21 protein-coding genes are annotated in these 26,914 nt (G+C 52.6%); 8 read left to right on the top strand and 13 right to left on the bottom strand.

Going from position 1 to position 26,914, the window contains the following annotated elements:
• Positions 1 to 13: 13 nt before the first annotated feature.
• Together ACFE8Q_RS26735 and ACFE8Q_RS26740 are read right to left on the bottom strand one after the other, a co-directional pair.
• Positions 14 to 646, bottom strand: coding sequence for a response regulator (locus ACFE8Q_RS26735; protein WP_375448519.1), 633 nt, complete (start codon positions 644 to 646; stop codon positions 14 to 16).
• The gene (locus ACFE8Q_RS26740) at positions 603 to 2,597 is read right to left on the bottom strand and encodes an ATP-binding protein (RefSeq protein ID WP_375448520.1); all 1,995 of its coding nucleotides are present in this window, start codon (positions 2,595 to 2,597) and stop codon (positions 603 to 605) included. Before ACFE8Q_RS26740 ends, ACFE8Q_RS26735 begins: the two co-directional genes overlap by 44 nt.
• A gap of 316 nt (positions 2,598 to 2,913) precedes the next feature.
• On the opposite strand from ACFE8Q_RS26740, the gene ACFE8Q_RS26745 reads away from it, so the two are divergent.
• From ACFE8Q_RS26745 to ACFE8Q_RS26755, 3 genes are all read left to right on the top strand, one after another.
• Positions 2,914 to 3,942, top strand: a complete 1,029-nt coding sequence (locus ACFE8Q_RS26745) for a hypothetical protein (RefSeq protein WP_375448521.1) — start codon at positions 2,914 to 2,916, stop codon at positions 3,940 to 3,942.
• A gap of 295 nt (positions 3,943 to 4,237) precedes the next feature.
• Positions 4,238 to 4,741, top strand: coding sequence for a hypothetical protein (locus ACFE8Q_RS26750; RefSeq protein WP_375448522.1), 504 nt, complete (start codon positions 4,238 to 4,240; stop codon positions 4,739 to 4,741).
• 516 nt (positions 4,742 to 5,257) lie between these two features.
• Positions 5,258 to 5,572, top strand: a complete 315-nt coding sequence (locus ACFE8Q_RS26755; protein WP_375448523.1) for a hypothetical protein — start codon at positions 5,258 to 5,260, stop codon at positions 5,570 to 5,572.
• A 263-nt stretch (positions 5,573 to 5,835) separates the two neighbouring features.
• On the opposite strand, the gene ACFE8Q_RS26760 is transcribed toward ACFE8Q_RS26755, so the two are convergent.
• From ACFE8Q_RS26760 to ACFE8Q_RS26775, 4 genes are all read right to left on the bottom strand, one after another.
• The gene (locus ACFE8Q_RS26760) at positions 5,836 to 7,035 is read right to left on the bottom strand and encodes an MFS transporter (RefSeq protein ID WP_375448524.1); all 1,200 of its coding nucleotides are present in this window, start codon (positions 7,033 to 7,035) and stop codon (positions 5,836 to 5,838) included.
• 55 nt (positions 7,036 to 7,090) lie between these two features.
• Entirely contained in the window at positions 7,091 to 8,335 is a 1,245-nt protein-coding gene (locus ACFE8Q_RS26765; protein ID WP_375448525.1) for an MFS transporter, read from the bottom strand.
• Between the two features lie 143 nt (positions 8,336 to 8,478).
• Positions 8,479 to 9,465, bottom strand: a complete 987-nt coding sequence (locus ACFE8Q_RS26770; RefSeq protein ID WP_375448526.1) for a phytanoyl-CoA dioxygenase family protein — start codon at positions 9,463 to 9,465, stop codon at positions 8,479 to 8,481.
• Positions 9,466 to 9,577: 112 nt separating this feature from the next.
• Positions 9,578 to 10,588, bottom strand: a complete 1,011-nt coding sequence (locus ACFE8Q_RS26775; RefSeq protein WP_375448527.1) for an AraC family transcriptional regulator ligand-binding domain-containing protein — start codon at positions 10,586 to 10,588, stop codon at positions 9,578 to 9,580.
• 120 nt (positions 10,589 to 10,708) lie between these two features.
• Between ACFE8Q_RS26775 and ACFE8Q_RS26780 the strand changes: the two genes are divergently transcribed.
• Together ACFE8Q_RS26780 and ACFE8Q_RS26785 are read left to right on the top strand one after the other, a co-directional pair.
• The gene (locus ACFE8Q_RS26780; protein ID WP_375448528.1) at positions 10,709 to 11,224 is read left to right on the top strand and encodes a nuclear transport factor 2 family protein; all 516 of its coding nucleotides are present in this window, start codon (positions 10,709 to 10,711) and stop codon (positions 11,222 to 11,224) included.
• Positions 11,225 to 11,329: 105 nt separating this feature from the next.
• Positions 11,330 to 12,484 carry a mechanosensitive ion channel family protein gene (locus ACFE8Q_RS26785; protein WP_375448529.1) on the top strand — a complete coding sequence of 385 codons (1,155 nt, stop codon included), beginning with the start codon at positions 11,330 to 11,332 and terminating at the stop codon, positions 12,482 to 12,484.
• Here the strand turns inward: ACFE8Q_RS26785 and ACFE8Q_RS26790 are convergent.
• Together ACFE8Q_RS26790 and ACFE8Q_RS26795 are read right to left on the bottom strand one after the other, a co-directional pair.
• Positions 12,466 to 12,957, bottom strand: coding sequence for a GNAT family N-acetyltransferase (locus tag ACFE8Q_RS26790; RefSeq protein WP_375448530.1), 492 nt, complete (start codon positions 12,955 to 12,957; stop codon positions 12,466 to 12,468). The two genes, ACFE8Q_RS26785 and ACFE8Q_RS26790, sit on opposite strands and share 19 nt — an antisense overlap.
• A gap of 65 nt (positions 12,958 to 13,022) precedes the next feature.
• A complete protein-coding gene (locus tag ACFE8Q_RS26795; protein ID WP_375448531.1) occupies positions 13,023 to 14,876 on the bottom strand; it encodes a family 43 glycosylhydrolase in 1,854 nt (617 codons plus the stop codon).
• A gap of 170 nt (positions 14,877 to 15,046) precedes the next feature.
• Between ACFE8Q_RS26795 and ACFE8Q_RS26800 the strand changes: the two genes are divergently transcribed.
• The gene (locus ACFE8Q_RS26800) at positions 15,047 to 16,927 is read left to right on the top strand and encodes an NADH-quinone oxidoreductase subunit L (protein WP_375448532.1); all 1,881 of its coding nucleotides are present in this window, start codon (positions 15,047 to 15,049) and stop codon (positions 16,925 to 16,927) included.
• Positions 16,928 to 16,940: 13 nt separating this feature from the next.
• On the top strand, positions 16,941 to 18,632 hold the full coding sequence (locus ACFE8Q_RS26805; RefSeq protein WP_375448583.1) for a NuoM family protein: 1,692 nt from the start codon (positions 16,941 to 16,943) through the stop codon (positions 18,630 to 18,632).
• On the opposite strand, the gene ACFE8Q_RS26810 is transcribed toward ACFE8Q_RS26805, so the two are convergent.
• On the bottom strand, positions 18,583 to 19,098 hold the full coding sequence (locus ACFE8Q_RS26810; protein WP_375448533.1) for a GNAT family N-acetyltransferase: 516 nt from the start codon (positions 19,096 to 19,098) through the stop codon (positions 18,583 to 18,585). The two genes, ACFE8Q_RS26805 and ACFE8Q_RS26810, sit on opposite strands and share 50 nt — an antisense overlap.
• A 447-nt stretch (positions 19,099 to 19,545) precedes the next feature.
• Here ACFE8Q_RS26810 and ACFE8Q_RS26815 point away from each other — a divergent pair, with 447 nt between their 5' ends.
• Positions 19,546 to 20,709 carry a pyridoxal phosphate-dependent aminotransferase gene (locus ACFE8Q_RS26815; RefSeq protein ID WP_375448534.1) on the top strand — a complete coding sequence of 388 codons (1,164 nt, stop codon included), beginning with the start codon at positions 19,546 to 19,548 and terminating at the stop codon, positions 20,707 to 20,709.
• A 293-nt stretch (positions 20,710 to 21,002) separates the two neighbouring features.
• Here the strand turns inward: ACFE8Q_RS26815 and ACFE8Q_RS26820 are convergent, their stop codons facing one another.
• The 4 genes from ACFE8Q_RS26820 to ACFE8Q_RS26835 form a co-directional block, all read right to left on the bottom strand.
• The gene (locus ACFE8Q_RS26820; protein ID WP_375448535.1) at positions 21,003 to 22,754 is read right to left on the bottom strand and encodes a DUF885 family protein; all 1,752 of its coding nucleotides are present in this window, start codon (positions 22,752 to 22,754) and stop codon (positions 21,003 to 21,005) included.
• Positions 22,755 to 23,008: 254 nt separating this feature from the next.
• The gene (locus ACFE8Q_RS26825; protein WP_375448536.1) at positions 23,009 to 25,285 is read right to left on the bottom strand and encodes a GH36-type glycosyl hydrolase domain-containing protein; all 2,277 of its coding nucleotides are present in this window, start codon (positions 25,283 to 25,285) and stop codon (positions 23,009 to 23,011) included.
• A gap of 262 nt (positions 25,286 to 25,547) precedes the next feature.
• Positions 25,548 to 25,766 carry a hypothetical protein gene (locus ACFE8Q_RS26830; protein ID WP_375448537.1) on the bottom strand — a complete coding sequence of 73 codons (219 nt, stop codon included), beginning with the start codon at positions 25,764 to 25,766 and terminating at the stop codon, positions 25,548 to 25,550.
• Between the two features lie 229 nt (positions 25,767 to 25,995).
• The gene (locus ACFE8Q_RS26835) at positions 25,996 to 26,874 is read right to left on the bottom strand and encodes a tryptophan-rich sensory protein (RefSeq protein WP_375448538.1); all 879 of its coding nucleotides are present in this window, start codon (positions 26,872 to 26,874) and stop codon (positions 25,996 to 25,998) included.
• Positions 26,875 to 26,914 lie beyond the last annotated feature (40 nt).

The following is a 26,914-nucleotide window of genomic DNA, read 5'->3' on the forward strand; positions in this document are numbered from 1 at the left end:
CTTCGCAAAGTGCTCATAGTCCATACTTATTGGCAAATTGAATAACGTCTGCCACATTGGTCAGGTCCAACTTAGAATGAATGTTTTTTCGGTGGCTTTTCACGGTGAAAAAGCTAATGTTAAGCCGGTTCGCAATTTGTTCGCTGGTTAGACCCTCACGGATAAGCCTGATGATTTCGACCTCGCGAAAAGTTAGATTTAATCGACGGGCAAAATCATCACCGAACGGATCACCAGTGTCGTTGACTGGCTGTGTAACCCAACCGTCGAAGGTAGTTCCCCCATCCAAAATGGCCTGAATACCCGCCGTTAGTTTGGCTGGAGTAGTGTCTTTCAAAATATACCCATGCAACCCGGCCCGGCGAGTTTCGTCCAGAAGCCTAACCTGATCGTACATGGTCAGAATGAGCACTTTAACCCGTTTAAAATTGGCGATCAGTTTACGTCCTAGATCTATTCCATTCGTGCCGTTCAGGTTCACATCAAGTATAACGAGGTCGGGCGAGAGGGTATGAACGGCCGTAGTTACCTGGTCGGCCGTAGGAATCTGGCCACAAACTACCCAATCCTGGTTTCGCTCAAGCACCAATCTCAATCCATTGCTAAACAGCAGATGATCGTCGACGATAAGAATTTTGCAGGGCATCAGGCGTTGAATAAGGGGTTTCCAACTGTATAAATGTGCCCCCGGATCCAGTTTCCCGACGCAACGTTGCACCCAGGCGGTCGACACGCAACTTACTGCTTTTTAGGCCCATTCCCTGCGAACGCATTAACTTATCAGGGTCTATACCCACGCCGTCATCTTCGACCTGCACGGCCAGGTACGTATCATGGTAGAACAATTGGACCGAAGCCCTCTTTGCGTGGGCGTGTTTCACCACATTCTGCACCAGTTCGGCTATAATTCGGTATATGGTCAACTCCACATCGGTAGGAAATCGCCGCTCTACGCCTGCCACCAGAAACTCAAATCGGGTGGGTTGAACGGGTAATGCCCGAATTAGCTGTTCAACCGCTCCATGTAACCCAATTCGGGTTAGTTCGGGCGGCATCAGGTTGTGGGCAATTCGTCGCAGGTCATGGCCGCTTTTCTGAATCAGTGGTTCAAGGTCAACAAAAGCCTGGCGAGTTGCTGCATCATTTGTATGTTCCTGTAAGCTGGATATTCGCTGCCGGATGGTAGCCAGCGTACCACCCAGATCGTCGTGCAAATCAACCGCAATGCGTTGCCTTTCAGCATCCTGAGTCTCGATAATCCGGGCATCGGCTTCTTTGCGTTCATTGGCCAGTCGAAGATCGGCTTCTGCTTTTCGTTTTCGTAATTGCACCGAGTAAAGGAGTAGCACGAGTATTCCCAATAAAAGCAGGGCTGAACTGGTAATATAGAAAATCCAGTTCTGTTGGGTGCGGTTTTCATGCGCCAGTGTCTGCTGGGCAAATACCTGTTCCTGTAGCCGTTGGGCAATTCGCTGCCGAGCCAGGGCACTTTGTGCCCGTTCATTCTCGAGTCTGCGTTGCTGCTCGCTCAACTGTGCTTTTTGTAGCAACACACGTGCCTGGCTGGTAGCCCGCAGTCGGTTGAGTTCGGCTTGTTTTTCGATAGTCAGCAGTTTCTGAGCCTGTAACTGCTGCACCTGCATGTTTTGCGCTTCTATACGTTCTATGTCGTACCGGTTTCGCAGGAGTGCCAGATCCCGGCTTTGTAAATCATTGGCGGCTGAATCGTGCAGGACGACATACCGCTTGTAGTAGTGGAGGCTAGCCGCCCACTTTTGCTGATCGGAATAAACTTGATACAGCGCAAAATAGGCTCGTCGCCGCGCCGTAGATAAAGGCTTAGGAAGCGATAACAGGGCCAATGCGTATTGTTCGGCCTGCTCATTCTGCCCCAGCGCCGCATAAGCATGTGCCAGCATAGACAGATTACTCCCATTGGGCTTTCCGGTAGGTTCTAGCTCTTTCCAGGTTTTTTCAGCTTTCCGAGCATAGGTGAGCGCTTTGTCGTACAGTTCATACTTAAGGTATAATTCGGCCAGGTCCCCGTAGATATAGGCCGCATTCAGTTTTGGCTGTTTATCCGACAACAGGGCGGCAGCAGCCAGGTAATGCTTTTCACTCTCCTTAAAATTGTGCTGGCGGTTAAACAATAGGCCAATCTTCTGCTCGATCGTCATTTGGTGGCTAGTCGTCAGTATGGTATCAAGCCGGCCATTCGTCAGCAACCGATGCTTGGCCCGCGTCAGCAGGCGGAGTGCATTGTCATCATCGCCAGACAGGCTATACAGTTCACCAAGATTCATGTCTACCCGCCAGGCACTGGGCGGTAGCGTGCGGGCTTTTTCCAGCACCGCTATTGCCTCAAAATTGATCTGCATGGCGGTGGGGTAGTCGATCTTCAAGGTGTGGAAATACTGCTCTCGCAACAGAATGCCCTTCACTTCAAATTCAATGTTTCTAAGTGTATGAGCTTGCCTGGCCAGTTCATATCCATAATACAGCATACTATCCCGGCGAGACTGCCATAGTCCGTGTGTGCGCCCTAACAGATACAAGGATTCAAGCCGCAACGTATCGGTTTTCGGTGTACGGGGCATGGCAGTTACCTGTTTATAATGTCCTTTGAGTGCCCTGCTCAGGCTATCCATATACACGAAGTCGGCGCGCCGGTCAACAGTTATTTTTGGCAATGCCGGAAGTTGTGCGTAGCAGCGGGAAGCACATTCGGGCAGTAGTATAAGTACCAATAGTAGTATTTCTGCAAATCTCATCGAACTGGTTGTGTATCAGTCATCAAATGAATTTAATAAAGAAGGACGAACACGCAAAAATTACCCTGAAAAGGGTATTGACGCACTTCACTCGTCAGGCGACCTTTGCTACTGTCTGTCCACTTTTATATCTTCTTCATTTATGAAAAAACAACTGTTTATCCGTTTCTCGCTACTCATACTTGTTTTAGTAGCAAGTTGTAAACAAAAAGTTGATCCAGAACCAACCTACACCATTGTTAACAATGGAAATGGTGGCGTCACGACTATTACTGATACAAAAGACAAAACTGCGCTGGATATGGCTCAGGCAGTACCTTCCGTTTCAGGAGCAACGTACCCAGCTAATATGCCTTTGCTATTCTTTCTAGACGATAAAGTATATCTCACGTCTATTCAGAACAATTTTGTGGTGAAAGTAGACGGAGTAATTGTCGGTGGTACAATTTCTGTCAACGAAGCTGCCAATGGATTCGCTATCCTGACCTTCTCGCCGAAAGTTCCATTTAAGGGTGGCCAAACAATTGAAGTGACGCTCAAGGATGGCATGCAGGATGATGGCGGAAATGGGTTCTACACCGACTTTGTCCTGACCTATAATACAAGCGCAGGAGCGGTAGACAGTTTCGATACCAACAAGGGGTTTGAGTCTGGTTCTACCGGAGTTGTATTTGTGGGCGATGGTGGCGTACTGACAGGAACGGTAGGGTCCATCAGTCCGCAAAGTGGCAATCGGTTTGGGGCTATAACATCAGGTAGCCGGTTGGTATCGACCAGTACGGCGGCCGGCGATGCGTCAAGCACAATGATTTTAGGCCCAATAAATACGAGCCTGACCTCCCTCTCGTTCAACTATAATTTCATTTCTGCTGAATTCAATGATTACGTTGGCACTCAGTTCGACGACACCGCCATGTTCACGGTATATGGACCAAAGGGCGCTTATTCGACCTTCGTCAATAGTGTCAATACAATCGCCAAAAACAACAATAAGGTTACCTTTCCGGGAATGCCCGATGGAGGCGACTCGTATGTGGGTGCCACAGGCTGGCTATCTAAAAAATACACATTCAACGATGTAGGCTCTCCTGCCTTTGTTGTTTTCACCGCCACCGACGTCTCAGATACCCGTCTATCTACAATTCTGGCCGTTGATAATCTGTCGTATTAGGTAGGGATTTACACTGCGGGTGTGATAATCAGGCTCACCGTCTGGCTGTTACACCCGCAGCATTTTTTGGTAGCCCTCCAAACCTCTTCGTTACTCTTGCAGAAGAGACGGTTTCCGGGCCATCCAGGCAACCACGGCCAGACAAGCTCCAAACCAGGCGAAGGGCAACCGAAGATCAAGTTTTGGTTTGTGGGAGAGTATCCCGGAGACAGGGCGCACATCTCGACAGGTCAGGCTCTATAAGGCTCGGTACAAATTTTAGTATGAAAAATTAATTTTTGAACTCCCTAAAAACATGGAAACGAAAAATGTAGTACGTATTATTGCTATAGTTCTTGGACTCATACTTGGCTATTTTTTACTAAAAAGAACAGGGGTTGTTCCTAACAACAAAACGCCCATCACGGCTAACGATGGTGTAAAGATTCCGACAACTTCCGAACTGGCTACTCTTTCGGTTCTCGTAATTGATAAGATTGTTGTTTCACAAACCCCCCAATCTGGTACGTGGCTAATGTGCATGACTTTTTCTGGGAAAAAGGAGCAACAAACTTTGTTTCATGAGCCTGATAAAGAATATGAAGGAGATGGTATAACAATAGAGTTGAATAAGTCTTTAACTGGTATAAAAGAAAAAGACAAAATTACTTTTACATGTTATCTGGACGATGACGAAGCAGATGTTTGTAGCAAGGCTGAAGACCAGTCGGGTGGCTCTTTTTTTGCATCAGCTGATGGCGCACAAAAATATACTTTTAAACAAGGCTGGAACTATGAGATATTCTGGCATATGCAATAGTCAGAATATCTGCGACATTAAGCTCGCGGTATAGGTCTGTCTCGATTTAATCAATTAACGTCGCGTTCAGCTTCGCGTAAGCAGGCTTCCGCTGAGAGTACGTTCGCCGGTTAGGAGAGATCTTCAGCCCAATCAGCAAAGGCTCTCGCGGCTGGTTGGGCTGTGTGTGTGCATTGTTAGTTAGATCTGCTTGGGTGGGTCCCCGCTGACAGGAAGCACTTGGTTAAGCCAGTGAACAGCCCAACGAGCAGAGGGTGTAAAGGTTGTCACGCACCTGAACTTGGCTTAACTCGCTTTCACCACCAGCCCCTGTAGGTGTTGGGTGAAGAGTCAATTGTGGCCGACATTCCAGCGTCCGGGTGACAATGTGCAACCCGGTGACAGGTAAGTTTAAACTTCTATTTACAGAGTTCGAGCGACAAGACGAACGCCACTACAGTCAGATTTTGACAAGGCTCGATAGACAGGGTTCGACTAAAAGGCAGAGTTTATGTAAAATGACAAACCAATAATTCAATGAAAATGCTACACCATGAAGAGTTACCAGAAGAGAATTTAGCTCTTGAAAATGTGAGAAGAAACCTCAAAAAAAAGATTGATCAATATTTGATGGGAGTTATTGTGGGAGCAATTATGATAGGCTTTTCTATATTATTTCTTGTCTATCACGTAGCTGTTACTTGGCGTGTTGAGACTCTGCCAAAATCTAATAATTCACTTATCGGAATCTTTTTATCTCTTGGAGGCAGTTTTCTTCTTACTTCATCGGCAAGAAAAAAGAAATCAGCGCAACTTGAATTAGCTGCTATTGAGCAACAATTACACAAATAATATGTCATTTGGCAGATCTCGACTGACAGCGCGTATTTGTGAGTTAGAACGGCTTTGAAAAGGTTCAGAACGTGCGTTTTTGTCCGCTCCGCGTGGGCAGTGTCCCCGCTGACAGGAAGCACTCGGTTAAGCCAGTGAACAGCCCAACGAGCAGAGGGTGTAAAGGTTGTCACGCACCTGAATTTGGCTTAACTCGCTTTCACCACCAGCCCCTGTAGGTGTTGTGCACCGCTTATAGTAGTGTATAAACAGAATGAAGGACATTACTTCCGGGCCATCCAGGCAACCACGGCCAGGCAAGCTCCAAACCAGGCGAAAGGCAACCGAAGGTCAATGATAGAAAGAAGGCCGAAAACAAGCGTAGTGCCAAAACTGGCCAGCCCTTGCATGGCCTGATTCAGGCCGAAGATTTCGCCACGGTCAATATCGGTTGTTTTTTGCGCCATCAAGCCCTCAATCAATCCCTGAATGAGTGAATACGTGAGGCAGTCAATGGTGATGATGATATACAGCCAAAGCTTCGACGTACCCACCAGCCCGTAGGAGGCCAGCACGGGCACCCCCACGAGCGCGAACCAAAAGATAGCCCGCCGCTGATTGATCCGATCGGCCATAAATCCGTAGAAGCCGTAGCTGATGGCCACGCTCAGGCCGCCGAAGTACATGAAAAAGTACGAAATGTCTTTGGCATCCATCTTCAATTCCCCGAGACTGGCGTAGGCCACAAAATAGTTGTAGTAGCCAACCGCACCGGTCAGGGCTACCTGCATGAGCACGAGTTGCAGCAACCCCGGATGTTCATGGTCTTTCTGCCTAAGTCGCGCCAGCATACTCCCCACATTGAGCGACCGCACCAGCTCGGTCTTTAATTCCCCGCGCGAGACGCCACCAGCGTTTGCATGCGTTTCGCGCAGCAGAAAACTAAGCAATACATTCAGGGCCGACAGCCCCACCGCCATAGCAACAACGTACCTGGCCTGCTCAACAGGGTTGGTCAAATCGAGGGTGGTAATCAGCAGACCCGCAATGGCCGGACCAATCACAAAGCCGAGCGAGATGATGGCCCCTTCGATGCCCAGATTACGAAACAGCGCTTCTTTGGGCGAAATGTCCGTGATGGCCGAACGGACGGTGGCATATAGGCCATTGGTCAGCCCGTCGCTGAACCGATTAGCCAACTGCCAGCCCATCCGCACTGGTAGTAGCATACAGTCGGCGATGAACGTACCTACCGACGACAGCCGGAAGATTGGTTTCCGTCCGTAGCCGTCGGAGAGCTTTCCGAGCAACGGGGCGGAGATAAGTTGCACGCCCAGGAAAAGCGACGTACCCAGCGCCAGCCAGAGCTGCGGTTGCTGATGCCCCCGCACAAACTGAGGCAACACCGGCCCAATAATAGACCCTACTACAACATCAATAAAGATAATGGTATAGATGTGTAGCAGGTGGCGGTCTTTAAACATGCGGGAAGTTAATCGTAAGGAATAAATAACCCATAAGCCGTAACAACCACGCTTCTTATTTTTGATTGGCAGCCTCGGTTTCTTTCGCGGACTCTTCCGGGAGCGTAGCCGCCCGGTAGGCCAGCACCGCCAGTGCCAACGCATAGAAAGCAAAGGGCGCTTTTGAATCGATCGCGGTGAGTAATGTAGTGGCCACTGCGGCCATAAAACTAGCCACGCCACCCAGCGCCTGTGTATCGCCGAATACACTCCCCTGCCCTTCACCTTTTGCGGCCAATTGCGAGGTGATACCCGCAATAAGGCCCGCCAACAAACCGGTCGTCAGCGAATCGGCGGCACCAGCTATGTAGAGCATGGAGACACTGCTACCTGCAAAGGCGTAAAGAGCCATAACGCCAATGCCCGAAATGGCCACCACAACCAGCATCTTTTTCTGGTTGATACGTTTGGCAATCAATTGAAAAAAGATCAGGTTGGCCACCACCGTAATAAAGCCGTAATAAATAAAGAAGTAAGCAGCCTGATGAGGTGTAAGCCCCAGATCTCCCACAATCAGATAGGCGATGAAATAGTTGTAGTAACCCAGTGCCAGCAATGAAAGTAATTGTAGAATATACAAGGCTTTAAAGCCCTTCAACTTCTTGTCGACCTCATCCAATTGGCTCCATAACGTCTTTATTTTTAAGGCGTTGATCGACTTATTTTTCAACTCCTGTACGTCGACCGGCTGCTTCTCTTTCTGGTTCGTTTCCTTGAAAATGAACGTCAGAATGATATTGAGCACCGCCAGTATAATGCCCATGATCACAAGTGGAATGGGATCGAAGCGGGCCTGAGGGAGGGCAATAATGAGCAAACCACCCACGGCTGGGCCAAATATGGCACCCAGGGCTGTGATGTTGCCCTGAATACTGGTCTGCTGGGTAACGTCATGATCTTCGGCCGTATCGACCACCGCCGAGCGTAACACCGAAGCCATACCATTGGTTGTTCCTTCAACGGCCCGGTTGCCCAGATAAGCCCATACATTCACCGGAAACAATAGTAGCGACGCCAGCAGCGACCCAATAGACGTACCTATCAGCACAGGGCGACGGCCAATTTTATCGGATAACGTACCTAGCACGGGTGCCACTACTAACTGTAATCCTAAAAGAAGTGCCGACCCTGCCATTACCCAAACCTGCTTGGCGGGCATTGCCTGTGTGTATTTGTTGAACAATGGCCCCAGGCCCCCGGCCACAATACCGTCGATGAGCGTGATGGAATAGATAAGTCCCAGCCGTGGGTTTTTAAACATGCTGACAGCGTAACGTTGGATACAAAAGCGGCCCGTCATGTTGACGAGCCGCCTTTTGTAGTAACGTATGTAACAGCAAAATGCCTGAACCACTGAATAAGTAACCGGCATTTGGCCACCAACGGCTGGGCTATCGGCCAGTATTATCCTCGAAACTTCTTCAGTTTAGCCCGTAGAGAAGCAGGAATGAGCCCCCCTATTCGCAGCAAAATCGGCGGGATGTTCATCCGCGACGAATAGCCTTCGTTTGTCTGGCTCAGTTCTTCATCGAAGTACTTATTCTTGATCACCTCCCCGTTGGCGATGTTGGTAATTTGCCGGATATAAAGCCGATCCGGCACCGAATCGGACCGGAGCGGCGTGTAATAAATGCAGTCTTTGAAGTAATAGTGGGTCACCTGACTATGCCGCGTTGAACCCGGCGTTTGAATCGGCTCGCCGCCATGTAGCAAATTGGCCGACCAGATAAGCGCCTGCCCTTTCTTCATGTTCAAAACTGTCTTTTTCAACCCGTTCGCCTCGATCATCGCGGCAATAAAATCTTCGTAACGTGGGTATAGTTTACCGTATACCTCTTCGGTCGTTTTAGCCACGGTGCCTTTCATACCCATATCCACAAGGTCATAAAAGGGCAGTTTATGGCTACCCGGGAAGTAATGTAACGGACCATTATCATTACGTACATCTTCCAGAGCTACCCACACCCCGCACATAAACCGCTGCGGAATAGAGTTGAAATGGATAGAATCACTGTGGGTACGTTGCTGGGTGCCCACCGCAAAATTCAGCGTCTGAAAGGGAATGGGCTCGCGCCGGTAGAGCACGCGAAGTATATCCATAATACGGGGGGCAGCCGCAATTTTCTGCACCGCCGACACTGTTTTCCAGGCATCCTGTATTCGGGAGTTGGCATGCGTCGATGGGATCAGGGGTTCGGCCTGCTCGCGGGCTTCATCAATGACCGACATCGGAATTTGCGGGTCAAAAATCAGATAGCCCTGTTCAGCAAAATGGCGCACCTGACTGGCCGTAGCCTCGTCAAGGTTTGCTTTACTAAAATCAGCCTCAAAAAAAGGCGACTCCGTCCAGGGAAGATTGACGGTATATTCAGTGGGTATAGTCGTGTTCATTGCGGCTGACTTTCTGAAAATTAACGAAAAGCTAGTATAGTTGCAATCTAGCAAATTCCCTGCGATGTATACCTCAATCAGACCCAACTAACTCTGGAATACGGCGAGGCACTTAGGGCCGGTAGTGGATAGGCGACGCTCCTGTCCATCGCTTGAAAGCGCGCGTAAATGCACTTAACTCATTGTATCCTAATAGGTAAGCGATCTCCTTGATGGAGTATTTTCTCGTGTCGAGGTAGTGGATAGCCAGTGATTTTCTGATCGAATCGGCCAGTTGCTGGTAGGTAACGCCTTCTTCCTGTAGTTTTCGTTGCAGACTCCGCGAACTCACATTCAGGTTGGCAGCGACATCATCCAGCGAAGGTATACCCAGATACGCCGTAGCCAGCAGTTGCTGGCGGATCCGTACGCTCATTGTTTTGGCGTCACGAATGGCCTGGGTACGTTCTGTTGCCTGTTTCAGCCATAGCCGTTGCATGTCATAGTTGGCCGTGATGATCGGCTCATCCCAGTAAGAACCGTCGAGGACAAGTTGGTAGTTACAATCACCAACCGACTGCCGAATCGGGCCGCGCAATACCCGTTCATATTCCGCCTGATACGCCGGGTCTGCCGGGTAAGTTACCTGACTGGGCGACACACGGCGCAGCACCAGGCCGTCTATTTCACGAATGGTAAACGCCATGAACATATCCATCTGGTGCCGAAACGCCGCCGGAGCCAACTCTCGACGGGCTTCGTTTGGCTGAAAATCAACGATGATCCGATCGCTGGTGCGCCTGCTGGTCATTCCGACCATGTCGGTTATCAGACTGGCAAACGCAGCGGCCTGAGTCAGGGCTTCGCCAATGGTTCGGCTGGTTTGTATGAGCCCACCCACTACACCCAGCGCCGTCAATTGCATCGACTCGCCAAAGTGCAGACCAAACAACGGGTCGTGCGTCAACTGGGCGGCATTTACCCACAGGTCGTCGGTTTGTTTAGCCGTCAATCCCAGCAGATCATGCTGTTTCAACCGGTTCTGCTCAAGACCAATGAGGTCGCATAGCTGGCTGGCAGAGGCATTTTTCCGGTCAACATAGTCGAGCAGTGCGAGTACCAGTAGTCGTTGTGGATCCTGCATAACGCAAACATACTCAATCAAAAACGGGCCAGTCAACTGGTGGCGCAAAGTGGTAATCAGTTGGCGGGTACGGGTAAGTAGCCCCCTGCCGGCCAGCCGTAGGTTTGTCAAAAAAAAACGATGAACACAGTTGGCTTATTCCTCATCGCTTCGCTGCTCAGTCAAGGCTCTAACCCGGCTTATCCGACGGGCCAGCGAGGTTATTCGTTTCACCAATTTTCACCAAACAAACCGGTTATGCAACAGCAACCCGAACAGATCGTCCGCGATTTTTTAACAGCAGTACAACAGGGTCAGTTAGACAAAGCGATTCCTCTTTTACACCCGCAAGTAAGCTGGCACCAGCCCGGCAATCACCAGTTTGCTGGTCATAAACACTCGCGCGATGAGCTTGTCCAGATGATCGGAGGCATGTTTCAACATACCGCCAACACATTGACGCTCAAGAGCTTCGATCGAGTAGCGGTAAACGGCAATCAGGTGGCCTGTGTGGTGCATTGGCAGGCCGTGCAGGAAGCAGGCGGGCGCTTATCAGTCGATAACATCGATACATATACGGTCAGGAATGGGCAGATCACCGAGGTCACTATCTTCTCGGCCGATATTCAGCAGGAAGACACGTTCTGGCCCCGGTAACCCGGACTTGAGTCGGGGACGCCTGGTCCAGGTTGCGGATTGGGTCAAACACTCAGAAAACGGGGAACTGCTATTTTCCGTTAGAATAGCGGCTACTTTTGCCCCATGCAGCAGCAACTCGATTCCTGGATTCGCGCCCTCGTCCGTTGGTTTGGCTACGTACCCAACCGTGACCTGTCGGGCTGGATTTTATTGATCATTTCCGTGATCGCTGGTGTAGCGATCACGTTTTTCCTGGTACAGATTACCCGACTCCTTCTGCGGAAGCACTACGAACCCGCTTTGTCGTTGTTACGAACGTACCTGCGCATAGCCTTCTACTTTTGGCTTCCTTCGCTGTTCTTCCTGATCGGGACCAACATTCAAAGCGAACGGTTTATCAGACGGCATCCGATAGCCGACAAATCGGCCGAAGTTCTTTTTCTGCTGAGCAGTACCTGGCTGGCCCTGCGCCTGTTGAAGGTCGGCGAGCTATTGCTTGTTCGTAGTTACGACATCAGCAGCGACGCCAACCTGTCGGGTCGGAAATTTGTGACGCAGGTGCAGTTTTTCCGCCGCCTGCTGTCGACGCTGATCCTGCTGATCAGTTTTTCGTTGGTACTGCTTAGTTTTCAGGGAAGCCGCAAAGTGGGGGTTAGCGTGCTCACGTCGGCGGGTATCGTGTCGGTACTGGTCGGTTTTGCGGCGCAGAAATCACTGGGCAATCTGCTGGCGGGAATTCAAATCGCCTTTTCGCAGCAAATCCGCCTCGACGATGCCGTTGTGGTTGAAAACGAATGGGGCCGGATCGAAGAAATCAACCTGACCAACGTGGTGGTGCGGCTCTGGGACCGGCGACGATTGATTCTGCCCATCACCTATTTTGTGGAAACGCCTTTCCAGAACTGGACCCGTTCCGACGCCACCATCACAGGCGCTATCTTGTTGTACCTCGACTATAACGCCCCCATCGACGCCATCCGCACCAAAGCTAAAGCCCTGGCCGAAGCAGACCCGCTCTGGAACCAGCAGGTTTTTGTGGTACAAGTGACCGATACCATGCCCACCAGCATTGCCGTCCGCATTCTGGTATCGGCCAACGATGCGCCTTCGGCTTTTGACCTGCGCTGCCACCTTCGCGAAGCCATCATCGCTTTCCTGCGCGACGAATACCCCGAAAGTTTGCCTCAAACCCGGATCATCGTGCAGGGGACCCATCAGGAACCGGCCGGTCAACCTCCAGTTCTACAATCACCTATCAGTCAGAATCTTAATTCGTAGTACTGGCACAGAAACGATTGCCCGAACTCCTCGATTGTTTTCTGGTAGGTTGGCAAAAATCCGTTTCGCTCGTAGAAGCGCATGAGCGCCGGGCGGGTAGCGTCTGTTTCCAGTTGAATGTCGTGGATACCCCGTTTCAGGCATTCTCTTTTGCAGAAATCGAGCATGGGCTGAAACAGATTCTGCCCTGCAAATGACCGCCGAATAGCCACTTTATGAATCAAACCTACGGTATTGGCGGGCACTTCGGGATAATAAAGCGGGTCTTCCCATTGCAGAATAAACGTCGACGCGGGCTCACCGTCGGCATACATCACGTAGCAATTGTTGCGCGTGTAGTCGTCGATGAGGTTATCGGCCGTTAACGTACCTGGCCCCCACATCATCTGCCCACTGTCGATCAGCCACTGGCCCACCTCCTGGACAATGCGTAGAAACTCGTCGGGTGTGTCGTTGCGAAAGGTATAGGTCATTGCTCATTATCCAGTTAGCCGTTTTTACCGGTTGCTCTTTCCTGCGTCGGGATACCACAGAAAGCCTATTTCACGCTCACTACATTACTGAGCGCAGATACGCCGTTTTCGTTGAAGGCTTCGATGGCAAAGTAATACGGCACGCCCACATTGAGCGCACGCAGCTCAAACTTGTTTGGCTGATCGGCCCAGAACTGATAGGTCTGATAGAGCTTGTCGGGCGCAATTCCCCACCGAATGTTATACCCCGTTGCCGGCTCACCAGACCGCCCAGCTACAGCTTGCCCTGCCATAGCGGGGCTACTCCAGCTTAAGTCGGCATTACGCTGGTCGTTCTGCCGCACTGCGGTCATGGTTGGCGTGGCAGGTACGTTACCAGCGCCGTTGCCAAACACCCGAAACGCGTTGATGGCCAACGTAGGCCCAGCCACGTACACATGCTCGTAGCGAACGTACCTGGCACGCACAGGCTTGCCATCGGCCCGAACGGGTAGCTCCACGTAGGCGCAGGCATGGTCTTTTTTAGGCTCCTTCGTCAGATCGGCAACCAGGTCAAATTTCTTTCCGTCGACAGACGTCAGGATTTTGAACTGGGTATACACCGTCGAGTCGGAGTCGAAGATGGTTTGTTTGTAATCGATATAGTCGACCTGCACCGCCCGGATATCTCGTTCAGCGCCCAGATCGGTGGTGAGTGTTTCACCGGGTCTGTTTTGTGCGGCCACCCAGAACGTGCGCGGATTTTCATCGGCTACCCGGTCGGCGGTAACGGTGTCGGTTGGGGCGGTGGCCAGCGTTGATGAGGCGATGACGGGTTTTTTATAGTTGAGCAGCATCCAGCCTGTAAATAGCTCGTCCCGATGTTGCAGCAGCCTTGTCGGCAGAAAGTGGGGATAATCGCCAAAGCGGGTGTTGGCGTTCATCTGTCCGTCTTTGTCGAAGCCTGCCGGATTCATCACAATGCGGCGTTCCATACCCCAGTTGTAGCCAATCCAGGTGGTGCCGGTATTCCAGTAGTTGCCGAAATTATCCTGGAACGTATTCCCATGCCCGCAGCCTGTGGCAAAACCACCCGGTTTGTAGGCTACCGGGTTGTAGGGCGCATACTCCCACGGCCCCAGCGGACTTTTGCCAACGTAGGTACCGTTGCCATACACGTTGTATTCGGTACCCGGCGCACCATATTGCAGGTAATAGGTGCCCTTGTCTTTGGTCATCCAGGCTCCTTCCGTAAATGGCTTGAACGGGTCGGAATGGTTCGGGCCGAAACGCTCCCAGCCATGCTTATACGGGTCGAGCCAGAACATCGCCTTGTACGCCTCCGCCGGATTGGTGCCCGCATAGGTCAGGTTGCGGCTTTTATCGAGTTCGGCCCCGAAAATCGGATACACATTCGACGATCCCCAATACATGTACCACTTGTCGGTATCGTCGTCGTGGAAAAGCGCGGGGTCCCAGGGGCCGATATCCTTCGGCAGGCGGGGCATCCAGCGATTCAGGAATTTTAGTTTCCCTTTTTCCGGCTCCGTCGAATAGAAGATGGGTCGTTGCTCGAACGTGCTCTGGAACAGATACAGCGTGTCGCGCACCGACAGTGCCGCCGGCGCACACATGTCTTCCATCGGCCACTTGTCGGGCACAATGTACTCCCAGTTGATCAGGTCTTTGGAATGCCACCACCCGCCCTGAATGGTCACGAAGAGATAGTACTCTTTCTTATGGTTGATGAGCACCGGATCGGCCCCGGACCGGTATGAGATCTTCTCATTCAACTGCTCGAAATTATACCGATAGCTAATGTCCATCGGGTTACAGTAAGTAGAGCTTGGCCTGCCGGGGCGGGGTTGCTGCCGGGGCTGGGCCATACCGGCAAACACACAGACTAGAAGCAGAGTAAGAATGATAGTGGTGATACGCATAATCCGTATGGTGTTTGCGGGTAAAAGGCAGAACGATTTAGGCTTTACTTCGGCTTTACCTACGTCGGCTTTCTGAACAGTTCAGAAAGCCGACGCAACTCACATCAACCATAACTCTGTTTGCTTCCCGTTGCCACGGGCCGGATATTTGCAGCCAATTAATCATCCTGTTGCCCACTGTGCCCGATAGTCTACCTATTCCGCTGCTGATTGCCCTGCTGGCCCTCCCTTTTGGGGCATTCGGGCTGCTGTTCAGCGCAGGTAACCGGTCGGCATCGGGATGGCTGGCCGTTTTCATTACGGTGCTAGGCTTAGGCATAAGCCTGTACGCCGCCTCTACGGGGACGGTCGCCCAAGTTTGGGCAACCAACTGGATTCAGTTCCAGCACCTGATCATTCCCCTTCAATTCCGGCTCGATCCGATTGGCAGGCTGATGCTTGTACTGGTTCATGGTATTGCCCTGCTGGTGCAGCTTTATTCGATCAGCTACATGCGCGACGACGCCCGCAAGGGACGATACTTTGCTTACCTACAGCTTTTTATCGGTGCCATGCTCGGTATTATTCTGGCGGGCAACCTGGTGATTCTGTATGCATTCTGGGAGTTGGTCGGCCTGGCGTCGCTGCTCCTGATCGGCTTTTGGTATGACCGGCCTGCGGCAGCGGCGGCGGCTAAAAAAGCGTTTTTGATGAACCGCATTGGCGACGCCGCCTTTCTGCTGGGGATTCTGATGACGTACCTGCACACCGGCTCATTCGAATTTGGCACGGCTCCGCTACCGACTATTGCCGGTATCTGCCTGTTTATGGGCTGCGTCGCCAAATCGGCTCAGTTTCCATTACTGACCTGGCTGCCCGACGCGATGGAAGGGCCAACCCCCGTTTCGGCGTTGCTGCACGCGGCCACCATGGTTGCCGCCGGTATCTTTCTGCTGGCCCGGATTCACCCCATGCTTTCGCCCGATGCGCTGCTGGTGGTGACGCTGGCAGGTACGTTAACCACTGTCTGGGGCGGCTTTTCGGCCCTGTTTCAAACCGACATCAAGCGGGTGCTGGCGTTCTCCACAATCTCACAACTGGGGCTTATGGTGGCGGCAATGGGAACGGGTAATGTGGGCGGCGCGCTCTTTCATTTGTTAACGCATGCCTTCTTCAAGGCCGGTCTGTTCCTGGCGGCAGGCAGCGTCATTCACGCCGTTCATACCCAGGATATGCACCAGATGGGTGGCCTGCGGAAAAGCCTCCCGCACACGTACCTGACGTACCTGATCTGTGCAGCGGCCCTGTCGGGCGTTCCGTTGCTATCGGGTTTTCTGTCCAAAGAAGCTATTCTGGGCGGGGCATTCAACTGGGCCGACGCACGCGGTGGGGCGGCTCAACTTATACCCGTTCTGTTGTTACTTTCATCGGGGCTAACGGCCGTTTATATGGCCCGCCAGGTCCGATTGATCTTTTTTGGCCAACCTGAACCAGCCAGCGTAATGGCTCCCCACGAACCCGACTGGCTGATGCGCGGCCCGGTCTGGCTACTTACCATTCTGTCGATTGGCTTCTGGTTTTCGTTGAATCCGCTGTCGGCTCATCACAGTTGGGTAATAGCCGCAATTGGGCAATCGCTGCCTGAAGATGGTCCGGTGTGGCTGGCTCCAGCGTCGATTTTGCTGGTTGTGCTGGGCGGCTGGCTTGGCTTCCGCCTTCGCGAACCGGCGATAGGCAGCCCGTTGGCGCTGGCTTCCCGGCATTATGGCTACCTCGACGAACTTTACCGGCACCTGGTAACCGGACCGGCGCTCTGGCTGGCCTCGCTTGTCAACCGGACCGATCAGCGCGTGGTCGATGGGGTGGTCGATGGGGTTGGGCTGGGCACCGTTATGCTGGCGCACCTTATCCGCTTTATCGACCGTTTCGGCGTCGACGGCGTGGTGAATGGAGCCGGTAAAGTAGCTATTGGCGTAGGGCAGCTTACCCGCTCTGTACAGGGTGGCCGCATACAGACCTACATCGCCACAGCCATTGCCGTAGTCGTTTTAGTACTTTGGTTAATTCTTTGACAACCGTTACACCATTTTGAACCTCCTTTCGCTCCTTATTTTCCTTCCCCTTGTTGGGGCTTTAGTGGTGGCGCTACTGCCGGGAGAACGTCCTGCCCTATTTCGCGGGATCGCCCTTACAGTGGCGGTAATTGAGCTAATAATCAGTGCGTTGGCTTATCTACAGTACGTACCCAGCAACCCCGACTATCAGCTACTCGAACAAGCCGACTGGATCACGTTGCCACTCGGTAGCCTGGGCGTTGCGTCTATCGATTATCTGGTTGGCGTTGATGGCATTAGCCTTCCCTTGGTCATGCTGTCGGCGGTGGTCATGCTGGTGGGCGTTGTCTCTTCGTGGACCATTACGAAACGTACAAAAGCCTATTTCTCGCTCTACCTGCTTCTGACCGGAACGATAATGGGCTGCTTTCTGGCGCTCGATTTCTTTCTGTTCTTCCTCTTTTTTGAATTCATGCTCCTGCCCATGTATTTCCTCATCGGGCTCTGGGGCGGGCCTCGTCGCGAATACGCATCTATCAAGTTTTTTCTGTATACGCTGGCCGGTTCGGTATTGATTCTACTGGTGATGATCGGCCTGTACCTATCTGTTATGGACCCCGTCGGCACGGCGATCAATGCGGGCCTGATCGGTAGCGCTGCCGATCTGACGCCCGACATTCGGGCCTTGCTTCAGTCGCAGCTAGCCACCGGCCAGCTCAACCCCGCCCTAATCGTGCACACGTTCGACTGGCGGTATATGGCCGATGGCGGTAACTATTTGCCGGGTTCGTTTCTGAGCGCTACCGGCGAAGTCATGATTGGCGGTATGCCCAGCCGGATGCTGGCTTTCTGGGCCGTATTTCTGGGCTTTGCCATCAAGCTACCCATCGTGCCTGTTCACACCTGGCTACCCGATGCGCACGTAGAAGCGCCCACACCGGTGTCGGTGGTGCTGGCGGGTGTGTTGCTGAAAATTGGCGGCTACGGCTTTATCCGGGTTGCCTGGGGCCTGTTCCCCGACGCCGGGGCCGAATACGCCACCACGCTGGCCGGGCTGGGTACGTTAACCATCGTCTACGGCGGACTCAATGCGCTGGCGCAGTATGACCTGAAGAAAATGATTGCCTACTCGTCGGTATCGCACATGGGTTTTGTGCTGCTGGGCGTGGCGTCTATTACCGCCGAGGGGGTCAACGGGGCCGTTTATCAGATGGTAAGCCACGGCATCTTATCGGCCATGCTATTCCTGCTGACGGGCGTACTCTACGACCGTACCCACGACCGCCGCATCGATTCGTATCGCGGCCTGATGACGCCCATGCCACAGTACGCCACCCTCACAGCCATTGCCTTTTTTGCCTCGCTGGGCCTGCCCGGCTTCCCCGGATTCATTGGCGAACTGTTCACACTGATGGGGAGCTACCAATCTGTCTACCTCCCCGGCTGGATCACCGCCGTTTCAACGCTGGGCATTATTCTGGCCGCCGCCTATTTCCTCTGGACGTTGCAACGAATGTTTTTCGGCCCTACCTGGGTACGTTCACAGACGACCACACAAAGCCCGACGCCCATTGACGCATTAGCCGACCTCACCGCTCGCGAACAGCTCATGCTCATTCCATTGGCCTTACTGGCACTGGGAATTGGGCTGTTCCCTAACCTGATTTTCAACCTTACGAATTCGACTGTAGCCCGCTGGCTGCTGGCGTTTGCGGTAGAGTAACGGGTTCGAGCAGTAATTCCATATGCACGTTGGCGCGGGTGTACGGGCTGTCTCTGAGCGGAATATGCACAAACCCAATGCTTTCGTACAGCTTCACGGCTACTGTAGCCATTTTGTTTGATTCAAGCCAAACCCGTTTGGCGCCCATCTTCCGGGCATAGTCCACGGCCGCTTCGCAAAGTAACCGACCAATGCCCAGGCCACGGGCTTCTTTCCGCATGCCCATCTTAGCCAGTTCAAATTCATCAGGTCCGGTACGAATGATGGCTACTGTACCAATGATGGTGTCGCCGCGCTGAGCCAGCAGAATTTCTCCGCCATCGGGCAAAATATATAGTTCGGGATGATCGAGCTGTTCCAGATCGTGTGGCTCCACCGTGAATAAATCACTGATCCATTCGACATTGATCTGTTTGAAGGCTGGCTGATGCTCAGGGGAAAACGGAATAACGCTTACTGATTCCATAAAATGACTAAAATGCGGTCGGTGAATAGACGTGCAAGTAGGCTCTTTTCACATACATACGCAATGAAAGCCGAATATGATTAGGTCGAAGCTATGCCGGTCATGCCTTCGCCCTGAACCATGATTACTGCTAACCAATTTCCAGTTAGCTCAACACAAGACAACAACTCACCTTTTAAGACTTGACAAACTGGTTGCTTCACTAATCATCTTACTGGTAACGAACTCGTTACCAGCCAGCCGTATCCCTTTTGATCGCCAATAAGACACCGAAATTGACGATATCAACTAATATTTTGTACTATATCAATTAAGCAAAACAATATTTGCAATAAGTATTTGAAATAAGAATTATAGTTTGAAAATTTGATCATACCCAACAGTATATACCTTATTTATCAGTTCCTGTCTATCTGTTCAGCTTCTACAACCTAACAAACTAAGTCAATGAGTTTATCACGTCGCAACTGGCTCAAAGCCAGCAGCCTGTTTACCGCTACGCTCGGTTTAAGCCGCTGGACTACCTCGCAGGCAACAGCAAAGCCAGCCCAAGCTTTGGCTGCCGACGCCTTCACGAAAGAGCATATGGTCATGCCGCCCTCTACCCCTAAACTAAGGGCGCGGTTGCTGGCAAATGAGAACCCATTGGGCATTGCGCCAAGTGCGAAAAAGGCGATCATCGAATCGGCTAGTTCGGGAAACCGGTATGCCTGGTCGGAGTTCGGTCCGCTGAAAAAACTTATCGCCGACAAAGAAGGTATCAAGCCAGAACACATCATGATGTCGCCCGGCTCGTCAGACATGCTCCTGGCGGCGGCTGAACACTTCGCCAAAGGTGGCGGCACCATCCTGACGTGTCGCCCAACGTACGAAGACCTGCTCAAAAAATCGACGCTGTTTGGCGGTTCAGTCAAGGCGCTGCCACTCACCAAAGAGTACAAGTTCGATTTACCCGCTATTCAGGCCGCCCTGACGCCCGACGTGAAGTTGGTGTATATCGTGAACCCGAACAACCCAACGGGCACCATCCTGTCGCCCGCTGAACTTGAGGCATTTTGCCGCGCAGTAGCGCCTAAAGTGCCTGTCTTCATCGACGAAGCCTACATCGACTTCCTGTCGCCTGCCGACCGGCCTATGCTGGGTAAACTGGTTGCCGAAGGGCTCAACATCATTCAGGCCCGGACGTTCTCTAAAATTCACGGTTTCGCTGGCCTCCGCCTGGGCTACGCCATTGCGCAACCTGCTATGCTGGAAGCCATGCACCAGTATATCGGCGCCGAACATGACGTGAGCATTACTACGTTGATGGCCGGTACTGCCAGTTATCAGGATCAGGCCTGGCAGGACTATTGCCGCGCCGAAAATGCCAAAGCCCGCGACTTTACGGTAAAAGCCCTGACCGAGATGGGTTACGAGGTTATTCCTTCGTACGCCAACTTCATGCTGTTCCCGATTCGCATGAAAACCAAAGCCTTCAGCGAGCAGATGATGGCGCAGGGCATCGGTATCCAAACCCGCGACATCGACGGGCAACCGTTCTGCCGGGTCAGTATCGGCACTATGGAAGAAATGGGTATGTTTGTCGACAGCTTCAAGAAAGTAGTCGGCTAATTCAGGTACGTTTCCCACACGCTAAGAGCCGCTCCCAGGTACGTTTGGAGCGGCTCTTTTTTGTTTTTTAGCGGTGTAGGTGGGTGGTCTCAGGCTATAAATAGCTTTTACATGGAGAGGCTTTTTGCTCTAGGCCCTTCGACCGGCTCAGGGTGACAATTCACATCCAGCAGGTGAATGATGACCTTGGGTGAGCTTGTCACCCTGAGCCTGTCGAAGGGCCCAGCGTCAGCAACCTACAGCGCGAAAGCAACCTAGCTCGCCAAGCCAATCACCACCAACGTACCCAGCCTCTACTTCCCAGCCGCCGCCATTAGGGGCGCGTAAAACCGCCACGTGGATTTGTACTCGCGGGTGAGTTTCTGGTTGGTCAGAATGGCGCGGACCATATCGACGGGCATGGCGTTTTCCTGCATGATGGTGTCGTGAAACTGCTTGTAGGTCATCCTGCCACTGTCGACGAGCTCTTTTTTCAGGGCGTAGAACTGGAAACCACCCGTCATGTAGGCCAGTTGATAGAGCGGTTCGTAGCCACCCACAAACGACCGACGTACCTCGCCCTCGGCGTTGGCCCGCTCGTGCCCGACGCGATCCACCAGGAAGTCGATGCACTGCTGGGGTTTCCACTTGCCGAGGTGGTAGTTGAGCGAGAAAATGATACGGGCGCAACGGTGCATCCGCCAGAACAACATCCCGATGCGGTCTTCGGGCGACTGCGGGAAGTTCATATCCCACAGAATCATTTCCCAGTAGAGCGACCACCCCTCGGTCCAGAACGGCGTGCGGAAGCGGCGGTACGTTTTGTAGCGGTTGTTCATGAACCCCTGCAAATGGTGCCCGGCAATGAGCTCGTGATGGACCGTTGCCCGCGAAAAATGCGGATTATTTCCCCGCATGCTCATCAGCTTGTCGTCCTGCGACATGCCCGACGTGGGGTACGAAATCAGGATAGTTTCGCCACCCAGAAAGAACGGGCTCATCTTCTGCCGCTCGGCCGACATCATGGTCATGCGCCAGGTTTCTTCGGCAATGGGCGGAATAGTGATCAGGTCTTTCTCTTTCAGGAACGCCACCGACTCGTTGTAGAGGCGGAGAATCAGCTCGGGCTGCTTGCCTACGGGCACCGTGCTGTTCTTCACTTTCTCTTGCGCCGCTTTCCAGTTGTCGCCGAAACCCATCTCGCGCGAGGCTTTAAGCAGTTCGCGGTCGCACCAGGCAAACTCACGGTTGGCAATGTCGATCAGTTCTTCGGGCGTGTAGGCGATCATCTCGAACTGAAGCTGTCGCACCAGTTCATCGCGCCCGACGGCCACGCCCGCAATGCCGCTTTCGTCTACGGCGGGCTGGGCGGCTTTGGCTTTCTTGCCGAAAAAGGCGGCGTACTCGGTCAGTTGGGCATCCAGTTTCCGGTAGGGTTCGGGCACCCACCAGGTAAAGAGCGGGTCGTAGTCGTTGTAGAACTCGAACACGCTTTTCAGCGCTGATTTCAGCCCATTGGCCGTGTCTTCGGCCCGCCCCGCCAGCACCGGGTCAACCGCCGGCAACGCCTGCATGGTCTTCAATGCCTGCGCCACCTCGCGACTGAGACGCGCAAAGTCGGTTGCCACCACCTCGCCGTTCATCGACGCGCCCCGCCGCCTGACTTTCTCAAGCGCGTAGATTGGCTCGGCAAACGGGAACCACGCCTGCGTTTTGGCCACTTCAGCCGCTTCGGTCTGCAACTCCCGCAGGTCGACCTCCAGGCTCCGCCGAAACAGCAGGTAATCGACCTGACTATCGACCGGCAGCCGATCGAAATCCAGTTTCTGAAGCTGCTGTAGTGTTTCGTTGGTGTGGCGTTGCAGCCGTTCGCGCCGTTCGGGCGAGTTGGCAATGACGTAAAACCGGTTCAGGCTTCCCCGATCGGCGTTGTACTGCGTCATCAGATGATGCACCTCGCTGGTTTGGCGGTACAAGTCGTTAATCGGCGCGGGCTGAGCGTAGGCGCAACAGGTAGCTGAGAGAGCTAGCAGATAAACAACGAATCGAGTGTAGAAAGTGGCCATAGACATAGTGTAGCAGGCTGCAAACCCGCTTTTCGCTCATCTACAGTCCTTACCGCAACATACCTATTTATTTCCTGATTTAGTCACCCTGACGTCAGGAAGGATCGCGGCGTTCTTACCAACGTACCCAGCTAAAAGTTATAGCCCACTCAAGGTCGTCATTTACCTGCTTGAGTGGGCTTGTCACCCTGAGCAGAGGCGAAACGGTCCGCCGCTGCGGGACCTGGCGTCAGCAACCTAACTCGCGAAGCAATTCACTTCTCTTTCAGCTTGAAATAGCAGAATAACGGCCAGGTGTGGGGGTGTGAACAGTAGCCCTGAAAGGCCCTTTTGCGATCGGGCGAAGGCACCCAGAAGGCATACAGTCCCTCTCGATACAGGGTCGAGTTTACCTCGTCGGCCGCCGTCCATTGGCCGACCCAGTAGTTAGGGTACTGGAGCGCGTAGTTGTGAAAGGAGAATTTCATCAGCAGCGACCAGGCTTCTTCCTTATCGAAGGTGGCTACGCCCAACAACATGGGGTATTCCAGCGAAAACCAGATACCCCCATCTTCCCCATCCGGATTACGACCCCATAACGACCTTTCTCTGGTTCGTATGCCAATTTTCTCGGGGGTCGACACTTTGCTTTTCACGTACTCGTAAATCTCTTTTTTGCGCTCGGTGGACAAGCCCGGAATCTGCAATAAATAGCCCTGGGCTTCAACACAAACGTTATCGACGCCAAATTTCAGTTTTGGGCTGAGATAGGCCCGGGCCGAAAATTTCCGGTCGCCCAGATCACGCATGTAGCTTTGCTCCAGTGCAGCACGGTAGGTTTCCAGGGCAGTAGTGAGGGGAGCCGCCTGCACGTTTTTCGATTGGGTCAATTCCGCAATCAGCTTTGGAAAAACGGCCAGCACGACCGCCGAGTTCAGATGCGACTCGGCAGACCCGCTGTAGACGTTGGGCGAATAATCGTGGAAGAAACTATCACTCCAATCGGAGTTCAGCATCTTCACCAACCCATGTTGGCCCAGGCCAATTTCGTCGCGCAGGTAAACGAAGTACTTTTTCACAATCGTCAGTACGGCGTCTTTCTTTCCAGCTTCGGCGGGGTAATAAGCTACCTGCTCACTGAGGAACCGATAGTCTTTCGTGATCGACAGATATTCGGAGAGAACGTAGAAGAAGAATAGCTGCTCGTCGCTTTCTTTGTAGATCGACGCGGCACTATAGCCGAAACCCGAATTGCCCCGCTTGATTTCGCCGTCTTCTTCCGAATGTTTGATAACGTACCTGAGGCACGATTTTGCCAGCTCGGGGTTGGTATAGCAGGCGGCCAGGGCAGCCTGTAAATGATCCCGGTTCGAGATGTTATCGCCAAAGTAATAGCTGTAGACCGTGCCCTGCGGAATGAACGTCTCTTTGTAATACGCGCTGTACTTGGCCGACGCTTCAACCATATGAGCGTTCCAGAGCATCTCGCGCTTGAACACCGGGTTTTTCTCCGCCGACAAATCGGGCAGTTTGCTTTTCCATTGCTGCACAAAAAGCCCCTCCGACGGATCGTTTAGCTGCGCACCGGTAAACAGATCGGCCACCTGCGTCTCCACATCGCGAAACTGATTGCCGGTCGTCAGCCCGATAACCAGGTTGAACGTGACCAATTGCCCCGGTTTCAGCGAAGTCGTAACCGTAGTGCCCAGCGTATCGTTGGTGGCTGTCACGGCCGCGCTGTAGCTATCACCCTTCTTTTTGGCATACATAAACACCGACGGCGGATCTACATCATAAGGGTAGCGCTCTATGGGAGCCGCTTCAACCAGGAACGTATTCGGTTTATACGACAGATCGGCAATAGCAATTTGTTGACCTGCATCAACGCTCGTCGAAGCACTGTAGGCGAAGGGGCGTTTTGCCTTTTGGGTGTATTGCGTGCCGTTCAGGACGAAGTTGACCAGCATCCGCTCAGTGTAGGCCAGCTCCTGGGTTTTGCTACCGGTATTTTTCAGCGAAACCGTAACGATAAAAGACGGATTGCCCGTGTTGATTCTGGAGGACGGTTTGACGGAAATAACGCGGGTGCAGGTTATCTGATCGGCCAATTGATAAGTATACCGGGCAAAGCCAACACCAAAGATTCTCTGGGCCGCGGCCGGATCGGCAGCCAGCGAGTTGATACCGATCAGGTCTACTTTTTTGAGTGACCCACCGTTTTTAAACACGATACTGGCATCGTTCCAGCCGTAATTAGTTTGTGTAGACGCATTCAGTCTGGCCCAGGCTCGCTCAGCCGTTAAGAACTGGTAAGTGCCACTCACATGCGTCAACAGGCCCATGCGGTAGTTGCCCAGCAAAAAATAGGGGTCTTCAGGCAGGTTAGCGTCCTTACCGTTTGGGTCATTCGCCATAAACGGCAACCGACCGGTGTATTGATAAACAGGCAGTTGACTAGCCGACAAAGTCCAGTCGCCGATTTTCTGCCCGTAGGATTGCTGCGTTATAACGTATAGTAAACAGGCACTGATGAGCGTCAGAGTTGACTTCATAGGGAAAGCGGTTTTGCTTGTTAAACAGGCAAAAAGTGGCTAATCCCTATTTAGTCCTTTTTTTTATTTACGCCCAGGTACGTCAACCAGGCTCAACCTATAACGTACCTATCGCTTGATCGATACTGAATCGAGTTTGACTTCCGACTGATGTGCACTCATCAATTGGTACGCTGCGGTTGCAGATGGTTCGTCTTTCAACATAAACCGATAGTGTCTGGAAAAGAACCTTATCGGTTTACTATCAGCTACTTATTCATAATCAGGAAACAGCCTCACCGACTGATGCAGCATCAGTATTTTCATCAGGCAATGGAGCAGGATCGATGGGGCCGCTCTGCCCTGTTGCCGATGATTCCAGGTTGGCGACGCCCAAGTCGTCGTTGAGATTGGCCGGACCACTGGCATTTGAACCGGCCCCATCAGACCCGCCTGCGCCGCCCAGTTCACCCCCACTGCCGGGCGGCGTAGTGCTCGCCAATGGGCTGTTTTTAGATTGGCCACTACCGCCGCTGTCGCTGTCTGGCGCGTACTGACAGTAGTATCAGCCAGTAAAACTGTTTATAATTGTGATATAGCTGGCTCTTTCGGTAACATAACGGCCAGCGTGGGGTATTCAAAAAAACTGAAGAACATTCAGGCAGAAATAAGCCGCCGGGATACTATTCGTTAAGTAATTTCGAAGGGCCGTGTTTTACGAGAAAGCCCTGCTAATCCAGATCAATATAATACGGCTCGTGGTCCATCTCTTCGCGGGCTTCTTCGGCAGCGTCGAACTGAGTTTGTTCTGGCTCGGGGAGAGTAGCATTAGCTGCTTGCCCTTCCTGAATTCGTTGTACGAATACACCTGCGCTGATCAGCGCCAATGTACCTGCAACGGCCGCTACGGCCTCGTTTCGGCCAGCCTGTTTAGCGGCAACCCCAGTGAAGCCAGCCACGAAGGGCAACAGATAATACGGATCGTTCAATTTCTTCGAAACGGCTATGCCAATGGCACCCAGCACACCAAGTAAGCCAACAGCAAACGGTACGGCCCGTTCGCGACTCACCCGGTATCCTGCTTCGATGAGCAGGTTGGTCGTTGCTACGCCGGTTGCGACAGTGATCCAGCCCGCGTAAATACCCGCTGCCCGATGGAACGTCTTTTCAGGTTGCAACACATCGGGCGTTTGTCCAACGCCTAACGCCTGGTGAAGGGCCAGCACCGTTGGCAACGTGGTGACGGTGATTGCATTGGCCGCCACCCGCGCCTTTTTCTCGCCCCGCGAAAAGAAAACGCCAAACAGGCCATTGAGCAGGTAGTTGACCACCAGCCAGGGAGCCGCTTTGTCGTAGCGAGGATTATTCACCTGCGACGGTAACGCCTGGTGCACGGCCAGTCCCAACGTACCTGTGTAAATCACCGGCCAAACAGCGGCGAATGTTCCACCAACTGGGGTAATCAGGTTAGTCTCCAGCTCGTCCTGATACTCGGGAACCACGTCGGTCCGACGCTTTTTATTTCGCGGGCCCGCGAAGAAGTACGTACCTACGATACTGCCGATGACTAGTGCGGCCGTGGCCAGGCGACTGATTTTTGTGTTTTCCATAAACGGTGATTGAGCGGTTTATCTCTAAAACCTGCTCGAT

Origin of the sequence: uncultured Fibrella sp. (assembly GCF_964250085.1) — a bacterium.
GTDB lineage: Bacteria > Bacteroidota > Bacteroidia > Cytophagales > Spirosomataceae > Fibrella.

What these genes read in the sequence shown, in the direction of transcription:
- ACFE8Q_RS26775 (WP_375448527.1), bottom strand. Translation starts at nt 10,588, where the DNA reads ATGCAGGATCCACAACGACTACTGGTACTCGCACTGCTCGACTATGTT.
- ACFE8Q_RS26770 (WP_375448526.1), bottom strand. Translation starts at nt 9,465, where the DNA reads ATGAACACGACTATACCCACTGAATATACCGTCAATCTTCCCTGGACG.
- ACFE8Q_RS26810 (WP_375448533.1), bottom strand. Translation starts at nt 19,098, where the DNA reads ATGGAATCAGTAAGCGTTATTCCGTTTTCCCCTGAGCATCAGCCAGCC.
- ACFE8Q_RS26795 (WP_375448531.1), bottom strand. Translation starts at nt 14,876, where the DNA reads ATGCGTATCACCACTATCATTCTTACTCTGCTTCTAGTCTGTGTGTTT.
- ACFE8Q_RS26740 (WP_375448520.1), bottom strand. Translation starts at nt 2,597, where the DNA reads ATGCCCCGTACACCGAAAACCGATACGTTGCGGCTTGAATCCTTGTAT.
- ACFE8Q_RS26750 (WP_375448522.1), top strand. Translation starts at nt 4,238, where the DNA reads ATGGAAACGAAAAATGTAGTACGTATTATTGCTATAGTTCTTGGACTC.
- ACFE8Q_RS26790 (WP_375448530.1), bottom strand. Translation starts at nt 12,957, where the DNA reads ATGACCTATACCTTTCGCAACGACACACCCGACGAGTTTCTACGCATT.
- ACFE8Q_RS26755 (WP_375448523.1), top strand. Translation starts at nt 5,258, where the DNA reads ATGAAAATGCTACACCATGAAGAGTTACCAGAAGAGAATTTAGCTCTT.
- ACFE8Q_RS26760 (WP_375448524.1), bottom strand. Translation starts at nt 7,035, where the DNA reads ATGTTTAAAGACCGCCACCTGCTACACATCTATACCATTATCTTTATT.
- ACFE8Q_RS26735 (WP_375448519.1), bottom strand. Translation starts at nt 646, where the DNA reads ATGCCCTGCAAAATTCTTATCGTCGACGATCATCTGCTGTTTAGCAAT.
- ACFE8Q_RS26780 (WP_375448528.1), top strand. Translation starts at nt 10,709, where the DNA reads ATGAACACAGTTGGCTTATTCCTCATCGCTTCGCTGCTCAGTCAAGGC.
- ACFE8Q_RS26785 (WP_375448529.1), top strand. Translation starts at nt 11,330, where the DNA reads ATGCAGCAGCAACTCGATTCCTGGATTCGCGCCCTCGTCCGTTGGTTT.
- ACFE8Q_RS26825 (WP_375448536.1), bottom strand. Translation starts at nt 25,285, where the DNA reads ATGAAGTCAACTCTGACGCTCATCAGTGCCTGTTTACTATACGTTATA.
- ACFE8Q_RS26815 (WP_375448534.1), top strand. Translation starts at nt 19,546, where the DNA reads ATGAGTTTATCACGTCGCAACTGGCTCAAAGCCAGCAGCCTGTTTACC.
- ACFE8Q_RS26835 (WP_375448538.1), bottom strand. Translation starts at nt 26,874, where the DNA reads ATGGAAAACACAAAAATCAGTCGCCTGGCCACGGCCGCACTAGTCATC.
- ACFE8Q_RS26765 (WP_375448525.1), bottom strand. Translation starts at nt 8,335, where the DNA reads ATGTTTAAAAACCCACGGCTGGGACTTATCTATTCCATCACGCTCATC.
- ACFE8Q_RS26820 (WP_375448535.1), bottom strand. Translation starts at nt 22,754, where the DNA reads ATGGCCACTTTCTACACTCGATTCGTTGTTTATCTGCTAGCTCTCTCA.
- ACFE8Q_RS26745 (WP_375448521.1), top strand. Translation starts at nt 2,914, where the DNA reads ATGAAAAAACAACTGTTTATCCGTTTCTCGCTACTCATACTTGTTTTA.